Source organism: Bradyrhizobium ferriligni (assembly GCF_056837965.1).
Window position 1 is genome coordinate 14,309 of sequence record NZ_JBXEJO010000079.1, and the last position, 14,881, is coordinate 29,189.

At 65.8% G+C, this 14,881-nt stretch carries 14 protein-coding genes; 11 read left to right on the forward strand and 3 right to left on the reverse strand.

The genetic code is table 11. The features are described from left to right. Positions 1-115: 115 nt before the first annotated feature. Together AC1VNY_RS34805 and AC1VNY_RS34810 are read left to right on the forward strand one after the other, a co-directional pair. Entirely contained in the window at positions 116-517 is a 402-nt protein-coding gene (locus AC1VNY_RS34805; protein WP_021076632.1) for a PTS sugar transporter subunit IIA, read from the forward strand. After that, a complete protein-coding gene (locus AC1VNY_RS34810) occupies positions 514-840 on the forward strand; it encodes an HPr family phosphocarrier protein (RefSeq protein ID WP_028340460.1) in 327 nt (108 codons plus the stop codon). Before AC1VNY_RS34805 ends, AC1VNY_RS34810 begins: the two co-directional genes overlap by 4 nt. Positions 841-1,041: 201 nt before the next feature. Here the strand turns inward: AC1VNY_RS34810 and AC1VNY_RS34815 are convergent, their stop codons facing one another. Further along, positions 1,042-2,655: a glycosyltransferase family 39 protein gene (locus AC1VNY_RS34815; protein ID WP_482408572.1), complete on the reverse strand. Its 1,614-nt coding sequence runs from the start codon at positions 2,653-2,655 to the stop codon at positions 1,042-1,044. Between the two features lie 110 nt (positions 2,656-2,765). Beyond that, a complete protein-coding gene (locus AC1VNY_RS34820) occupies positions 2,766-2,939 on the reverse strand; it encodes a hypothetical protein (RefSeq protein ID WP_482408573.1) in 174 nt (57 codons plus the stop codon). Positions 2,940-3,217: 278 nt separating this feature from the next. Between AC1VNY_RS34820 and lepA the strand changes: the two genes are divergently transcribed. From lepA to AC1VNY_RS34850, 6 genes are all read left to right on the forward strand, one after another. Then, the gene (lepA, locus tag AC1VNY_RS34825) at positions 3,218-5,029 is read left to right on the forward strand and encodes a translation elongation factor 4 (protein WP_018269553.1); all 1,812 of its coding nucleotides are present in this window, start codon (positions 3,218-3,220) and stop codon (positions 5,027-5,029) included. A 100-nt stretch (positions 5,030-5,129) separates the two neighbouring features. After that, complete coding sequence (locus AC1VNY_RS34830) at positions 5,130-5,459, forward strand: hypothetical protein (RefSeq protein ID WP_304498394.1); 330 nt, start codon at positions 5,130-5,132, stop codon at positions 5,457-5,459. Positions 5,460-5,712: 253 nt separating this feature from the next. After that, complete coding sequence (locus AC1VNY_RS34835) at positions 5,713-6,939, forward strand: MFS transporter (RefSeq protein WP_482408574.1); 1,227 nt, start codon at positions 5,713-5,715, stop codon at positions 6,937-6,939. A 142-nt stretch (positions 6,940-7,081) separates the two neighbouring features. After that, positions 7,082-8,254, forward strand: a complete 1,173-nt coding sequence (locus AC1VNY_RS34840) for an acyl-CoA dehydrogenase family protein (protein ID WP_482408575.1) — start codon at positions 7,082-7,084, stop codon at positions 8,252-8,254. A 393-nt stretch (positions 8,255-8,647) separates the two neighbouring features. Further along, positions 8,648-9,565, forward strand: a complete 918-nt coding sequence (locus tag AC1VNY_RS34845) for an NADP-dependent oxidoreductase (RefSeq protein WP_482408576.1) — start codon at positions 8,648-8,650, stop codon at positions 9,563-9,565. A gap of 179 nt (positions 9,566-9,744) precedes the next feature. Continuing rightward, the gene (locus tag AC1VNY_RS34850; RefSeq protein WP_482408577.1) at positions 9,745-11,712 is read left to right on the forward strand and encodes a methyl-accepting chemotaxis protein; all 1,968 of its coding nucleotides are present in this window, start codon (positions 9,745-9,747) and stop codon (positions 11,710-11,712) included. 218 nt (positions 11,713-11,930) lie between these two features. On the opposite strand, the gene AC1VNY_RS34855 is transcribed toward AC1VNY_RS34850, so the two are convergent. Continuing rightward, positions 11,931-12,842, reverse strand: a complete 912-nt coding sequence (locus tag AC1VNY_RS34855) for a sterol desaturase family protein (protein WP_482408578.1) — start codon at positions 12,840-12,842, stop codon at positions 11,931-11,933. Positions 12,843-12,949: 107 nt separating this feature from the next. On the opposite strand from AC1VNY_RS34855, the gene AC1VNY_RS34860 reads away from it, so the two are divergent. Genes AC1VNY_RS34860 through AC1VNY_RS34870 form a run of 3 tightly spaced genes read left to right on the forward strand, consistent with a single transcriptional unit; the run spans position 12,950 to position 14,842 of the window. Continuing rightward, the gene (locus tag AC1VNY_RS34860; protein WP_461193788.1) at positions 12,950-13,555 is read left to right on the forward strand and encodes a TetR/AcrR family transcriptional regulator; all 606 of its coding nucleotides are present in this window, start codon (positions 12,950-12,952) and stop codon (positions 13,553-13,555) included. An 11-nt stretch (positions 13,556-13,566) separates the two neighbouring features. Beyond that, entirely contained in the window at positions 13,567-14,349 is a 783-nt protein-coding gene (locus tag AC1VNY_RS34865; protein WP_482408579.1) for a sulfite exporter TauE/SafE family protein, read from the forward strand. Between the two features lie 34 nt (positions 14,350-14,383). Beyond that, the gene (locus AC1VNY_RS34870) at positions 14,384-14,842 is read left to right on the forward strand and encodes a DUF1801 domain-containing protein (protein WP_482408580.1); all 459 of its coding nucleotides are present in this window, start codon (positions 14,384-14,386) and stop codon (positions 14,840-14,842) included. Positions 14,843-14,881: the final 39 nt, after the last annotated feature.

A 14,881-nucleotide genomic window follows, 5' to 3' on the forward strand; every position in this document is an offset into this window, starting at 1 on the left:
TCTCTACCGCCAGGAACCGGGAGACTAGCCAAGATGCCCTCTTGCGCAGGGCCTCTGGATGGTCAAAGTGGCGCGTTCGTGCGGTGCACCAAAGGGCGCCCGCGAGGAGTTTCCGATGATTGGTCTAGTGCTGGTGACCCATGGGCGCCTTGCCGACGAGTTCCGAGCGGCGCTCGAACACGTCATGGGTCCGCAGAAACAAATTGAAGCGATTACGATCGGGGCCGAGGACGATTCCGATCTCTGTCGAAGCGACATCATCGAGGCGGTGAACCGCGTCGATAGCGGCGACGGCGTTGCGATTCTCACCGACATGTTTGGCGGCACGCCGTCCAACCTTGCGATCTCCTGCATGAGCCGCCCGAAGGTGGAAGTGCTCGCAGGCATCAACCTTCCCATGCTGGTCAAGCTTGCCAAGGTTCGCGAGGAGCGTTCGCTGCCCGACGCGATCGCGATGGCCCAGGAAGCCGGCCGCAAATACGTCACCATCGCCAGCCGCGTTCTCGCAGGCAAATGAGCGACGAGGCTCCGGGCGGAAATCAGATCGGCCCGGGCGTGCCAGCGGGCGCTATTTCCCGTGAGCTGCTGATCGTCAACAAGCGCGGCCTGCATGCGCGGGCATCGGCCAAGTTCGTCCAGCTGGTCGAGCGCTTCAACGCCGAGATCTGGGTCACCCGCGGCACCGAGACCGTCGGCGGCACCTCGATCATGGGCCTGATGATGCTCGCCGCCGGGCCCGGCACCACGGTCGTGGTCTCAGCAAAGGGCGAGCAAGCGCAGCAGGCGCTCGACGCCATCGCCGAACTCGTCGCCAGCAAGTTCAACGAGGAAGGCACGTAGGCGCCGCCTCGCGCTCGTCCGCTACGCTAAGCGAAAGCCTTCCCCGTCATCCCCGCGCAAAGGCTTCGCCTTTGTCGCTGGAGGAGCGCGAAACGCGTCTCGAAGGATGGACGGCCCAGCCGGTGGCCGTCGATCCTTCGAGACGCCGCTTCGCGGCTCCTCAGGATGACGGAACAGCACGGCACTGATGCCCGGAAATAACTACTTCGCCGGCGGCACCAGATAGACCTTCCACACCGTCGATGGACCGGGATGGCCGTTGAAGAAGCGCATGGTGGTCATCACCAGCGGCTCGGCATCCTTGGCGTGCTCCGCCATCCACGCCTCGCAGGGCTTCAGGAACACCGGATCGGTGGTGTCGCAGACGCCGATGAAGCCGAGGCGCTTGGCTTCGTCGAGCGACGTCAGCCCCGACGACCAGGCTTCGCCCGGCACCAGCGACGCCGGATGATCCGGACTGTAGAACGTCATCGGCTCGCCGATATCGGACCGCGCGACGACCACGGCCCAGCGCGAATGGAATCTGTCCTGCCAGGTCTGGGTCAGCTCGCGCGCGAGCTCGGAGCGCGCGGCGTAGGTCGAGCCGCCGATATGGTTGGACGCGATCTCCTGCGTCGCGATGCTGGGCGCGGCGATCAGCGTGACGACCGTGGCCACGAACCAGATCGCGGTGATCGAGAACAGCGCCATGCGCGGAAAGCGGAGCGAGGGGATCGCGACCAGCGCCAGCGGCACCAGGAAGAACAGCGGGATGCCCCAATCGGTCTTGATATAGACGGTGAACGCCAGCGCGCCGAGCGGCGGTCCGATCGCGACGATCAGCTGGATGATCCAGACGTTGAGCGCCTGCGGAAGATTGACGGCCGGATTGGGTCCGCGCGACCAGATCCGCGCCAGCACGTCCGACGGCCGCCACGGCACCGAGCCCAGCAGCAGCGCCACAAGGCCCAGCACGACGGGAATCGCGAGCAGCCCGACATTGTGCACGACATAGCCGATCACGAGCTGCACATTGAGTGCGCGGCTCGACAGCGCGTAGACGTCACCGGCATAGGTGAACGGCACGAAGTCCACCTCCTCCAGCCACACCAGATGCGGAATCATCGCCACCGCCATCGTGCCGATCGCGACCCATGGCGCCGGCGAGCGGAGGAATTGCGTCCGTTGCGGATGGATCAGCGCGGCGAGCCCGACCGCGCCGATCATTGTCACCACCCAGTACTTGGTCATCAGCGCCAGCATGCCGGCAAAGCCGAGCCAGAGACCCGATTTGAAGCTGCGCTTCTCGAAGGCGTTCAGATAGGCCAGCACCAGCAGCGGCAACGGCACCAGCTGCGCGAGATCGGCGTTGTATTTGAAGCCCTTGAAATTGAAGATCGGGTAGAGCGCGAGCATCACCACCATGAAGAACGCGCGGCGGCGATCGACGACGCGCAGCGCGATCAGCCAGCACACCACCAGCGCGAAGCTGACCGTCGTCATCGCAAGCGCATAGGTCGACCAGTTGGTGACGGGAAAAATCCTGAACCAGACCCCTGCGATCCAGCCCGACAACGGCGGGTGCTTGCCATAGCCGAGCAGGAAACGCTGGCCCCAGGCATAGGCTTCCGCAACATCCATATGGATGTCCTGCGCGGCCTTGAGCTTGACCAGGATCAGCGTCCACAGCACCGCATGAACCAGTGCGAAGCCGATCACGAACCACAGGCTGGTCCCGGGATCGGTGGCGCGCGAGGCGATCCAGGCGGCGATCCGCCGGATCGTCAGCTTGCGGTTGGTGCGCCGGGCGGCGGGGAGTGTGGAGGCGGTCGACATGGCCTGTGCCTGAGGCATGCCCCGGAAAAGTGGAAAGCGGCTTCCCGGAAGGATCATGCCCGAATGGAAGCGGAAGCGCAGATGGGTGCTGATCTGCATTTCAGCGCGCTTTAGCGCGTTTTTGTGGCCAGTGAAATCAGCTTGGCGTGAGAACGCCTCCAGCAAGCGGATTCACTTTCCGGGAAGTCCGGCCGGGACTCGATATGCACGGTATCGTAGTGACACCCTTTGCCGCCCCGGATGAAGCCGTGACGCTCGACGATGTCGACGATCGCGCGCGGCATCCGGTTCTTGCAGGGGACGGTTCTTGCCCTTGCCGGCCCACAGTCAGTCATCCGAAACTTTCAGCTAGAGGTCGATGGCCGCGGCGTCGCCGTGCATGCTCATCCGCCCGGTATCGGCGACGCGAAAGACGATTTTCGGGCCGAAGACCTGGCAGGAACATGCCCGGAAATCGGTCCCGGCAACCCTGCCGGAATCGCCGCCGTGATTCGCCGTCACACCGCTGCAAAATACCGCAATTTGGTTGCCCGCGCGGGGGTGCGGATGCTATCCCGCGCCCATGACAACTGCCCCGATTTCGAACATCCGCAACTTCTCCATCGTCGCCCATATCGACCATGGCAAATCGACCCTTGCCGACCGCCTGATCCAGATGACGGGCGGCTTGTCGGATCGTGAAATGGCGGGCAAGGAGCAGGTGCTCGATTCGATGGATATCGAGCGCGAGCGCGGCATCACCATCAAGGCGCAGACCGTCCGCCTGAACTACCGCGCCAAGGACGGCAAGGATTACATCTTCAACCTGATGGACACGCCCGGCCATGTCGACTTCGCCTACGAGGTCTCGCGGTCGCTGGCGGCCTGCGAGGGTTCCCTGCTCGTGGTCGACGCCAGCCAGGGCGTCGAGGCGCAGACGCTCGCCAATGTCTATCAGGCGCTCGACAACAATCACGAGATCGTGCCGGTTCTGAACAAGGTCGATCTGCCCGCTGCCGAGCCCGAGAAGGTCAAGCAACAGATCGAGGACGTGATCGGCATCGATGCGTCCGACGCGGTGATGATCTCGGCCAAGACCGGCGTCGGCGTGCCCGACGTGCTGGAAGCGATCGTCACCCGCCTGCCGCCGCCGAAGGGCGATCGCGACGCGACCCTGAAGGCGCTGCTGGTCGACAGCTGGTACGACGTCTATCTCGGCGTGGTCGTCCTGATCCGCGTCGTCGACGGCGTGATGAAGAAGGGGAGCCGCATCCGCATGATGGGCACCGGCGCCGCCTACGACATCGAGCGCGTCGGCTTCTTCACGCCGAAGATGGAGCAGGTCGAGGAGCTCGGCCCCGGCGAGATCGGCTTCATCACCGCGGCGATCAAGGAAGTCGCCGACACCCGCGTCGGCGACACCATCACCGATGACAGGAAGCCGATCAGCGAGATGCTGCCGGGCTTCAAGCCGGCCATTCCGGTCGTGTTCTGCGGCCTCTTCCCGGTCGACGCCAACGACTTCGAAACGCTCCGCGCGGCGATGGGCAAGCTGCGGCTCAACGACGCCAGCTTCTCCTACGAGATGGAAACCTCCGCCGCGCTCGGCTTCGGCTTCCGCTGCGGCTTCCTCGGCCTGCTGCATCTGGAAATCATCCAGGAGCGGCTGTCGCGCGAATTCGACCTCAATCTGATCGCGACCGCGCCGAGCGTGATCTACAAGATGAAGCTGACCGACGGCACCGAGCTCGAGATCCACAACCCGGTCGACATGCCCGACGTGGTCAAGATCGCCGAGATCGAGGAGCCGTGGATCGAGGCGACGATCCTCACCCCCGACGAATATCTCGGCAGCGTCTTGAAGCTGTGCCAGGACCGCCGCGGCTCGCAGAAGGAGCTCACTTATGTCGGCTCCCGCGCGATGGTGAAATACGACCTGCCGCTCAACGAAGTGGTGTTCGACTTCTACGATCGCCTGAAGTCGGTCTCCAAGGGCTACGCCTCGTTCGACTATCATCTGACCGACTACAAGCCGGCCGACCTGGTCAAGATGCAGATCCTGGTCAACGCCGAGCCGGTCGACGCGCTGTCGATGCTGGTGCATCGCACCCGCGCCGAGGGCCGCGGTCGCGCCATGGTCGAGAAGATGAAGGAGCTGATCCCGCCGCACATGTTCCAGATTCCGATCCAGGCGGCGATCGGCGGTAAGGTGATCGCGCGTGAGACCGTCCGCGCGCTGCGCAAGGACGTCACCGCGAAGTGCTACGGCGGCGACATCACGCGCAAGCGCAAGCTTCTGGAGAAGCAGAAGGAAGGCAAGAAGAAGATGCGGCAGTTCGGCAAGGTCGACATCCCGCAGGAAGCCTTCATCGCCGCGCTCAAGGTGGATAGCTGAGGCGGCGCCATCGGCGCGACTGTTGCGCATTCTTGTCTCAGCAACAAAACGCACCATGATTTGAATCGCCACTGCATCGCGCTCCGACTAGACTGCGATCATGTTGCGCATCCTGTTCCTCCTTGTCGTCATCCTCGCACTGCTGCAGCCGGACCTGAGCTCGGCCGCCTCCTCGAAGAAGCGGCACGGCACCCGCTGGCACGGCTATGGCTTCCTGCCCGGCTACCGGCAGCCGCCGAACCAAACCATTCCGGTGTTCGGCCCGCGCGGCGCCGCGCGCGGCTACCCGGACTATTCGCCGCAATACTGGTACGGCGGCGATTGGTACTATTTCGGCCGCCCCGGATTCTATCGCGGCCGCTACAATGGCGGCAGTTTTGGCCCGTGCTGGACCTGGACGCCGATCGGGCGGGCCTGGCAGTGCGGCTAGAGCGTTTTCGAGCGAAGTGGCTCCCGGTTCGCGTGAAGAAAACGCGTCAAAGCAAGAATCTAGAGCCCCGTTCCGATTCTATCGGAACGGAAAGGGCTCTAGCCGCGCCTCGCTGCGACATCCTGCGCACGCAACTCACAATCCGCTGATCCCGGAATGAGAGGCATGTTGCCCGTCATATTGCCCATGGGCCTCGGATAGGCCACCATCCTCCCTGCGCGCACCACAACAAACAACAGCGCCGGGGAAACGCATGAGCAAGGCCGCTCGGTTCGATTATGGCTGGGTCGTCGTCGGCGCGGGCGCGCTGATGACCTGCGTCGGCTTCGGCACCATGCTGTCGCTCGCGGTGTTCCTGCAACCGATCTCGGATGCGATGGGCTGGTCGCGCGCCGGCGTCTCGGCGGCGGCGACGCTGGATTTCCTCTGCATGGGTTTTGCGGCGTTCGCCTGGGGCGCGCTGTCCGACCGCTTCGGTACCCGCGTCGTGGTGCTCGCGGGCAGCCTGCTGCTCGGGCTTGGCCTCGTGACGGCAAGCCAGGCGCGGAGCCTGTGGCAATTCCAGCTCTGCTTCGGCGTGCTGATCGGGATCGCGGCCGGCAGCTTCTATGCGCCGATGATGGCGCTCGCCAGCGCCTGGATCGACAAGCATCGCAGCCTCGCGGTCGCGCTGGTGTCGGCCGGCATGGGCGTATCGCCGCTGACCGTCGCGCCGTCGGCAAGCTGGCTGATCACGGCCTATGACTGGCGCTTCGCGATGCTCGTCATCGGCATCGCCGCATGGGCGCTGTTGATCCCCGCGTCGTTTTTGGTGCGCCCGGCGCCGCAGGGAACGGACGTCGCAATTCCAACCGCCGCGAACGCGCCGCAAACCGAATGGACCGCGGCGCAGGCGCTGCGCACACCGCAATTCATCACGCTGGCGCTGGCGCATTTCGCCTGCTGCGCGGCGCATTCCGGGCCGATCTTTCACATGGTGTCCTACGCCATGGTCTGCGGCATCGCGCCGCTCACCGCGGTCACGGTCTACAGCCTCGCCGGCTTCTCCGGGCTCGGCGGCCGGCTGCTGCTCGGCGTGCTCGCCGACCGGCTCGGCGCCAAGCCGGTGCTGGTCGGCGGCCTCCTCGTGCAGGCGCTGTCGATTGCGACCTATCTCGCGGTGGCGCAGCTCGGCGAGTTCTACGCGCTGTCTGTGGTGTTCGGCCTCGCCTATGGCGGGGTGATGCCGCTCTATGCCGTGCTGGTGCGCGAGTTCTTCGGCGCGCGCATCATGGGCACGGTGTTCGGCGCGGTGTCGGCCTTTGCGAGCCTCGGCATGGCGCTCGGGCCGTGGGCTGGCGGTTATGTGTTCGACACGTTCCATGGCTATACGTGGCTGCACGCCGGTTCCTTCGCGATCGGCCTCGCCGCGGTCGCCGTGGCGCTGAGTTTCTCGACCAAGCAGCAGCCGTCGCTCGATCTCGGCCGCGCTGCCGCCTGAGCGCGGCCGCGTTCATCGTTCGCGCGCGCCGGTGATGGATGGCTGATCTGCATCGGCGCTGCCCCGCCTTGCCCTCCTTTCCCGGATGCGTCACCATTACGCACCCGCCCAACAAGAATGACAGAAGGCGCCGAGGACACGCATGAACAAGCCGCAGGGATTCGACCTTGTTGAGCGGGCGCGCGCGCTGGCGCCGCTGATCACGAGCGAAGCCGACGAGATCGAACGGACGCGGCGGCTGACGCCATCCGTCACCGCGGCCTTGGTCGAGAACGGACTCTATCGCGCGCTGCTGCCGAAGCGTTTTGGCGGCGCCGAGGCGACGCTGGACGCGTTCATGCAGATGCAGGAGGAAATCGCCAAGGCCGATGCATCCACGGCGTGGTGCCTCGGCCAGTGCAGCGTCTGCGCCATGACCGCGGCCTATCTCGAACCCGACGCCGCGAACGAGATCTTCAACACCGCGCCCGGCATTCTCGCCTGGGGCGCGATCGCCCATGAGGTGCGCGCCGAGCCCGGCGGCTATCGCGCCAGCGCGCGCTGGGACTTTGCCTCGGGCTCGCGGCAGGCGAGCTGGCTCGGCGCCCATGTCCGAATCGTCGAGGCCGACGGTTCACCGCGCAAGAAGGCCGACGGCTCGCCGGAGATCCGCACCATCCTGTTTCCGATGTCGCAGGCCGTGATGTACGACGTCTGGGACGTGATCGGCCTGAAAGGCACCGGCACCGATTCCTATTCGGTCGACAATCTCTTCATCCCCCAGAAATTCGCCGCGCTGCGCGACGATCCGGCCGCGTGCCGCGAGGGCGGCCCGCTCTACAAGCTCTCGACCAACATGGTGTTCAGCATGGGCTTTGCCGCCACCTCGCTCGGCGTCGCGCGCGCCATCCTGGACGCGGCGACCGAGCTTGCCCGCGGCAAGACCCCGCAAGGCCTCAAGGCGATGCGCGACAACAACGCCGTGCAGGGGCAGATCGGCCGCACCGAGGCGAGCCTGCGCGCCGCGCGCGCCTATCTGTACGCGACGGCCCACGACGTCTGGAGCGACCTCGCCCGCGGCGATCCGATCACCGAGGCACATCGCATCGCGATCCGCATCGCCTCGACCTGGACCATCCACCAGTCGGCCGCGGTGGTCGACATCGCCTATCACATGTCGGGCGCAACGGCGGTGTTCGCCAAGAACCCGTTCGAGCGGCGCTTTCGCGACATGCACGCGATCGCGCAGCAGATCCAGGCCCGCGACACCCAATATGAGGACGCCGGCAAGGCAATCCTGGCGGGGAATCTCTCGGCGCCGCCGACGACGCGATGAAGTCGGATTGAACCAGGGCGCGTACTCATAAATCCGCGATGTCGGCTCTACCCCTAGAACCTGATCGCCGGGTGACCACGGCATGTCGGTTTTGGGCCAACAGCGAGCATGACGCTTGGCGGCCCTCGCAATCTGAATTTCGGTCCCGGACTGTGCAAAAAAGGATTCTGTCGACTGCCCGGATTTTTCAGCGGTGCGATAGCGCATTGAGCTCGCAGGGTGCAGCCGTCGCGCTTGGTACAGCCAAAATTCGCAATCTTGGTGCTGTTTTATGAGCAGGCACAGCGCATCTATTCGTTCGTACTAAGCAACCGAACTGCCTTGGCATTTCTCGGTTAGTCGGCGCGTCCGCGCGCTCTGCAGCAGTTCCACCAAGAGACAAGGAGTATTCCCATGAAGGCGATCGTTGTAACGGACCAAGCCGCGGGAACGGCCGGGATGAAGCTGGTAGACCGGCCCGAGCCGCAGGCAGCGATAAATGATGTCGTCGTTCAGGTTTATGCGTCGAGATTCGTCCCGACTGAGCTGGCGTGGCCCTCGACCTGGACCGATCGCCTCGATCGTGACCGAACACCGTCGATCCCGGGGCACGAGCTGGCCGGAGTGGTCACCGTTCTCGGATATGGCACTACAGGGCTATCGGTGGGACAGCGGGTGTTCGGTCTAGCGGACTGGTATCGCGACGGCACGCTGGCCGAGTATGTGGCGATCGAGGCACGCAATCTGGCGCCGCTTCCGGGCGACGTCGACTTCACGATGGGCGCAAGCCTTCCGGTCTCGGGCCTGACGGCATGGCAAGGGCTATTCCAGCACGGCCGCCTCCAGGCGGGGCAGAGCGTCCTCGCACACGGCGCGGCCGGCGCAGTCGGGTCGATGGTGACGCAACTCGCGCGAGAGGCCGGCGCGTATGTCATCGGCTCCGGGCGGTCCGCCGACCGTCAGACTGTGCTCGACTTCGGCGCGAACAAGTTCGTCGATCTCGACAACGATGCCCTTGAGGACGTCGGTAAAGTCGATCTGGTGTTCGACGTCATTGGCAGTGAAATCCAGAAGCGGTCGGTAAAACTGATTCGAGGCGGAGGAACACTGGTGACGATCGTTGGGCCGGCCGAGGCGCGACCCTCCGACGGCCTGGCGGTCGACTTCGTCGTCGAGTCCGATCGTTCCCAACTGACTGAGATCGTCCAGCGGGTGCGGGACGGACGCCTGCGGACGAACATCGGCAACATCTCGACTCTCGACGAGGCCGTCGCCGCCTTAAATCCGACCGCGCGAAGCAAAGGGAGTACGATCATCCGCGTTCGCCCCTGAGCGACACATCCCTATTGATGCGCGCAGCTGGCCGGCCCTGTCAGGCCAGACGTTGAACAGTACGAAAGTAGCACCGGCGGCCATGGTCGCGGCACGAATACCGGCGGCGCAACATCCGGTTGTTAAGCTTTTTCTGGGAGTTTGCGGACGGCGCTAATGCCTGGAGTTCCGCTGGTCCCATGTTCACGCTTCGATCGATTGCCGCCCGCCTCATTCTGGCGATTTCGCTGACTGTCGCGGTCGCCTGCGCCATCCTCGGCGGCTTCTCCATCAGCCAGCAGCGGGCGCTGACGCGGCTCGCGCTCGATCAGCAGCTCAAGCTGCAATATGACAGCGTGATTGCAGCCATCGACTACGAGGGGCGCGCCGCGCTCGCGGTCTCGGCGGTCATCGCCGCTCTGCCGCCGGTCGAAGATGCCATCACCAAGGGCGACCGCGACGGCCTCGGAAAGCTGCTCGGCGCCTCCTGGGCGTCGATGAAGGCGCAGGGCATCCCGCTGATCTCGTTCTGGCAGCCCCCGGCGACCAGCTTCTACCGGGTCCATGCGCCGAAGACTTTCGGCGACGACGCCTCGACGCGGCGCACCACGGTGGTGGAATCGAACAGGACCGGCAAGCCGATCGTCGGCGTCGAGCCCGGCCGCGAAGCGCTTTCGATCTTCGGCATGACCCCGATCATGCGAGACGGCAAGACGCTGGCCAATGTCGACGTCGGCGCCGCCTTCGGCAAGGAATTCGTCGACCGCGCCAAGAAGCGCTTCGGCATCGACCTCGCGGTGCATTCCTACGACGGCCAGAGCTTCAGGCGGCTGTCCTCGACCTTCGGCGACACCGTGGTCGCGACCCAGGACGAGCTCAAGCGGGTCATGAACGGTTCGGCCCTGCTGCGCGACGCCGTTCTCGACGGCCATGCGGTGGAGCTCTATCTCGGCCAGATCAAGAACTACGCCGGCGAACCGGTCGCCGTGCTCGAGATCGTCAAGGACACCAGCGACTATGAAGCCGCCGCGGCGAGCGCGCAGCGCAATCTGATCCTCGGCACGGTCGCGATCCTGGCCGCGGCCGTACTGCTCGCGTTCCTGCTCGGCCGCGGCCTGTCACGGCCGCTCACCGCGATCACCGCTGTCATGAACCGCCTGTCCCGCGGCGACACCAGCGTCACGATCCCCGGCAGCGAGCGCCGCGACGAGCTCGGCACGATGGCGAAGGCGGTCGACGTGTTCCGCCGCAGCATGGTCGAAACCTCCTCGCTGCGCGAGGCGCAGGAGGCCGACAAGGTGAAGGCGGAGGCCGACAAGCAGCAATTGCAGCGGCAGATGGCCGACCGTTTCGAAGCCGACGTCAAGGGCATGGTCGCCGCCGTCGCACGGTCCTCGGGCGACATGCAGCGCGTCGCAAACGAGATCACGGCCAGCGTCAACGGCGCCTCCGAACGGACCTCGGCGGCAGCCGCCGCGTCCGAGGAAGCCTCCGCCAGCGTCAACGCGGTCGCGGCCGCGACCGAGGAGTTGGCGTCCTCGATCACCGAGATCGGCCGCCAGGTCACCCATTCCAGCCGCGTCGCCGACAGCGCCGTGACCAAGGCCATGGAGACCACCGAGATGGTGACGAGCCTCGCCGCATCGGCGGAGAAGATCGGCGACGTGCTGCGCCTGATCAGCGCGATCGCGAGCCAGACCAATCTGCTGGCCCTCAACGCCACCATCGAGGCCGCGCGCGCCGGCGAGGCCGGCCGCGGCTTTGCCGTGGTCGCCGCCGAGGTGAAGGACCTCGCGAGCCAGACCGCGAAGGCGACCGAGGAGATCGCCGGCCAGGTCGGCGCGATCCAGTCCGCCACCGGCAACTGCGTCAGCGCGATCGGCGACATCAGCGGCACCATCCGCGAGATCTCGGGTATCGCCACCGCGATCGCGGCCGCCGTCGAGCAGCAGGACTCGGCGACGCGGGAGATTGCCCGCAGCGTGCAGCAGGCGTCCACCGGGACCGTCGAGGTCTCCGCCAATATCGCGGGCGCGAGCGAGGCCGCCGGCCAGTCGCGGGCCCTCACCGGCAATGTGCTGGATACGTCCGGCCAGCTTGGCGATCACGCCGCCGCGCTGTCGCACAGCGTCGACACCTTCCTCGCCGGACTGCGCAACGCGGCCTGATCTTGCCTTGTCATAGGCACAATACCCGTCATCCGTCACCCCCGCGCAAAGGCTTCGCCTTTGTCGCTGGAGGTGGCCGCTTCTTCAGCGGCCCTCGAAGGGTCGACGGCCACCAGCGGGGCCGATCCATCCTTCGAGACGCCGCTACGCGGCTCCTCAGGATGACGGGACAGAAAGCATACGCCTCGGAGCTATGACGCAGCAGGACCAGGCCACGATCATGGCCACGGCAACATGGGCGGCGGCGCTGATCGATCCGCTTTATCGTCCGGCCCTGCCCCAGCCCGCCCCCAATCGCGCATGAACGGCATCTTCAGCAGTCCGCGCAGCGACTGCTTCTCGGGATCATCAAAGCCGTCGAGGCCATAGCGCAGCTCCGCGAAGCGCGGACCGCGATCATAGGTGCCGCCGAGCCGGTCCCAGATCGAGAGCAGGTTGGAATAATTGCTGTCGGTCTCCGGCTGATGACGCGAATGATGCATCTTGTGCATGTTCGGCGTCACGAAGACGAGCCGCAGCCAGCGGTCGAGCCGCTCGGGCAGGCGGATATTGGCGTGCTCGAACTGGGCGTTCAGCGCCGACAGCGTCAGATAGGTGACCAGCACCCAGGCCGGCGTTCCGAACACGACCACGCCGGCGATGTGCCAGCCGATCCGCCACAGCGTCTCGCCGGGATGCTCGCGGAAGGCCGTCGTGACGTCGACGAAGTGATCGGCGTGGTGCATGCGGTGGAAGCGCCACATCCAGCCGAGCTTATGCATGGAGACGTGGGCGAAATAGGCGAACAGGTCGAGCCCGATGATGCCGAGCAGGAGCTGGTTCAGGGGTGACAGGCCGAGCCAGTGCGACAGGCCGAATTTCGCATCCAGCGTCCACTGCGCGGCCAGCGGCGACAGCGGGCTGAGCAGCAGGTTCACGCCGACGAAGATCAAGGTGATGGCGGCGTTGCGGCCGATATTGCGCAGCCGGTCACCGCGCGCATAGCTGAATAGCGGAAAAGCGGCCTCGAACAGCAGCACGATCGCGAACGACGCCAGCAGGAACGCAATGCGCGTGCCGGTCGACGGCAGCTCGACTTGGGCGATCTCAGCCGCGCCCGGATGCCACAGAAGCTTTGCAAAGCCGATCATGGCGATAGCCTCCCTCTTTACAAAACGAGTATTCGTTCTTTATAATGACGGCGAATGATCGTCAAGCCCGCCGCGTCGGCCGACTGCGACCTGACAAGGACCCGACCATGCCGAAGGTGAAACCCGAGACCCTCGCGATCCGCCGCGAGGAGATCCTGCAGGCCGCGGAGATCTGCTTTGCCCGCCAGGGATTTCACCAGACCACGATCCAGGACGTGATCAAGCAGTCCGGGCTCAGCGCTGGCTGCATCTATGGGCATTTCACCGGCAAGGAGGAGCTGATCCAGGCGATCGGCGAAAGCCGCCATGGCCGCGACAGTGCGCTGCTGGCGCTCAAGGATCCATCGGACGATGTGTTGCAGAGCCTGCGGTCGATCGCCCGCGCCTTTCTCGGCGACCTGCAGAAGGAAGAAGGCCTGCGCGCCCGCCGCGTCGCGTTGCAGCTCTGGGCGGAGGCGCTGCGCGACGACGTGGTCCGCGACCAGGTGGTGAGCGGAATCCGCCAGCCGATCGCCCTGATCGTGGACCTGCTGCGGCGCGGCCAGAAGAGCGGCGCGATCGATCCTCACGTGCAGCCGCGCGGTGCGGCGCGGGCGATGGTCGCGATGTTCCAAGGCATCGTGCTGCAACGGCTGTGGGGCGAGACCGTCTCGACCGCGGAGGCGATGCACGCCTTCGACATCTTCCTCGCCGGCCTTGCCGCCAGGCGCTGACGGGGGATGCGGTGATCGTCCACGACCTTCTCGCCGGCATCGCCACGGGCCTTGCCGGCGGCCTCACCGCCGGGCTGCTCGGCGTCAGCCCCGGCGGCGGACTGGTCGTGTTCTCGGTGCTGCTGCTCGGCGCCGGGCAGCACGTCGCGCAGGGCATCTCGCTGGTCGCGCAGGTGCCGCCGACCAGCCTCACCGGGATCAGGCGCTATTGGCAGAGCGGCAACCGCACGCCATTGCGCTGGATCGCGCTCTTGACAGTCGGCTTCGTCGCCGGCGGCGCGGCCGGCGCGCTCGCCGCCAACCATGTCGCCGAGCCCGCACTGCGCTGGACCTATGTGGCCTATCTCGTCGTGCTCGACGCGATGCTGATCCTGCGCGGCGGACGCGACGAGGCGAAGCATGACGACAAAGTCACCGCGCGCGACATATCCTGGCCGGCGCTGCTCGTCGTCGGGCTGCTGGCTGGCCTGTCGTCGGGCTTTCTCGGCATCGGCGGCGGACTGGCGACCGTGGTTGGACTGAGCGCCGTGCTCGGCATGCCGCAGCATCAGGCGCAGATGGCCAGCCTCGTGATGTCGCTGATCCCGACCACGATCCCCTCGGCCTGGATCTATTGGAGCGAGGGCTCGCTGGCGTCCTGGCCGGTGCTGGCGGGCGTGATCGTCGGCCTGCTCGCCGGCACCGATCTCGGCGCTCGCGCCGCCAACCGCATCGACCGCGCGCGGTTGCGCAGCGCGATGATCGTCTTCGTCTCGCTGATGGCGGGCTATATGACCTTCAAGGCGCTGTGGTAGATAGACGTGGCAAGTCCTCCTCGCGGAGCCCACCATGCGCAAGCCGGCAACATTGACCAGCAAGGCGGCATCACGGTCGCACGCGAAACCGGCAGCTGCGCTGTTCGACGCCTACCCTGCCCCGGTCAAGGCCAGGCTGCTGGCGCTGCGGCGCCTGATCTTCGAGACCGCGAAGGCGACCAAAGGCGTCGGCGCGCTGGAAGAAACGCTGAAATGGGGCCAGCCGAGCTATCTCACGCCGGAGACCGGCAGCGGCAGCACGGTCCGGATCGATCAGGTGAAGCCGGCCGCCGATCAGGTTGCGGTCTACTTCCACTGCCAGACCAATCTGGTCGAGACCTTCCGCGAGCTCTATCCCGAGCTCAGCTACAGCGGCAACCGCGCCATCCTGCTCGATGTCGCGGGCAAGCTGCCGGAGCCCGCGCTGCGCCACTGCGTGGCGCTGGCGCTGACCTATCATTTGAAGAAGCGGACGGCGGGCAGCAGGACGTAATCTCCGTCATTGCGAGGAGCGAAGCGACGAAGCAATCCA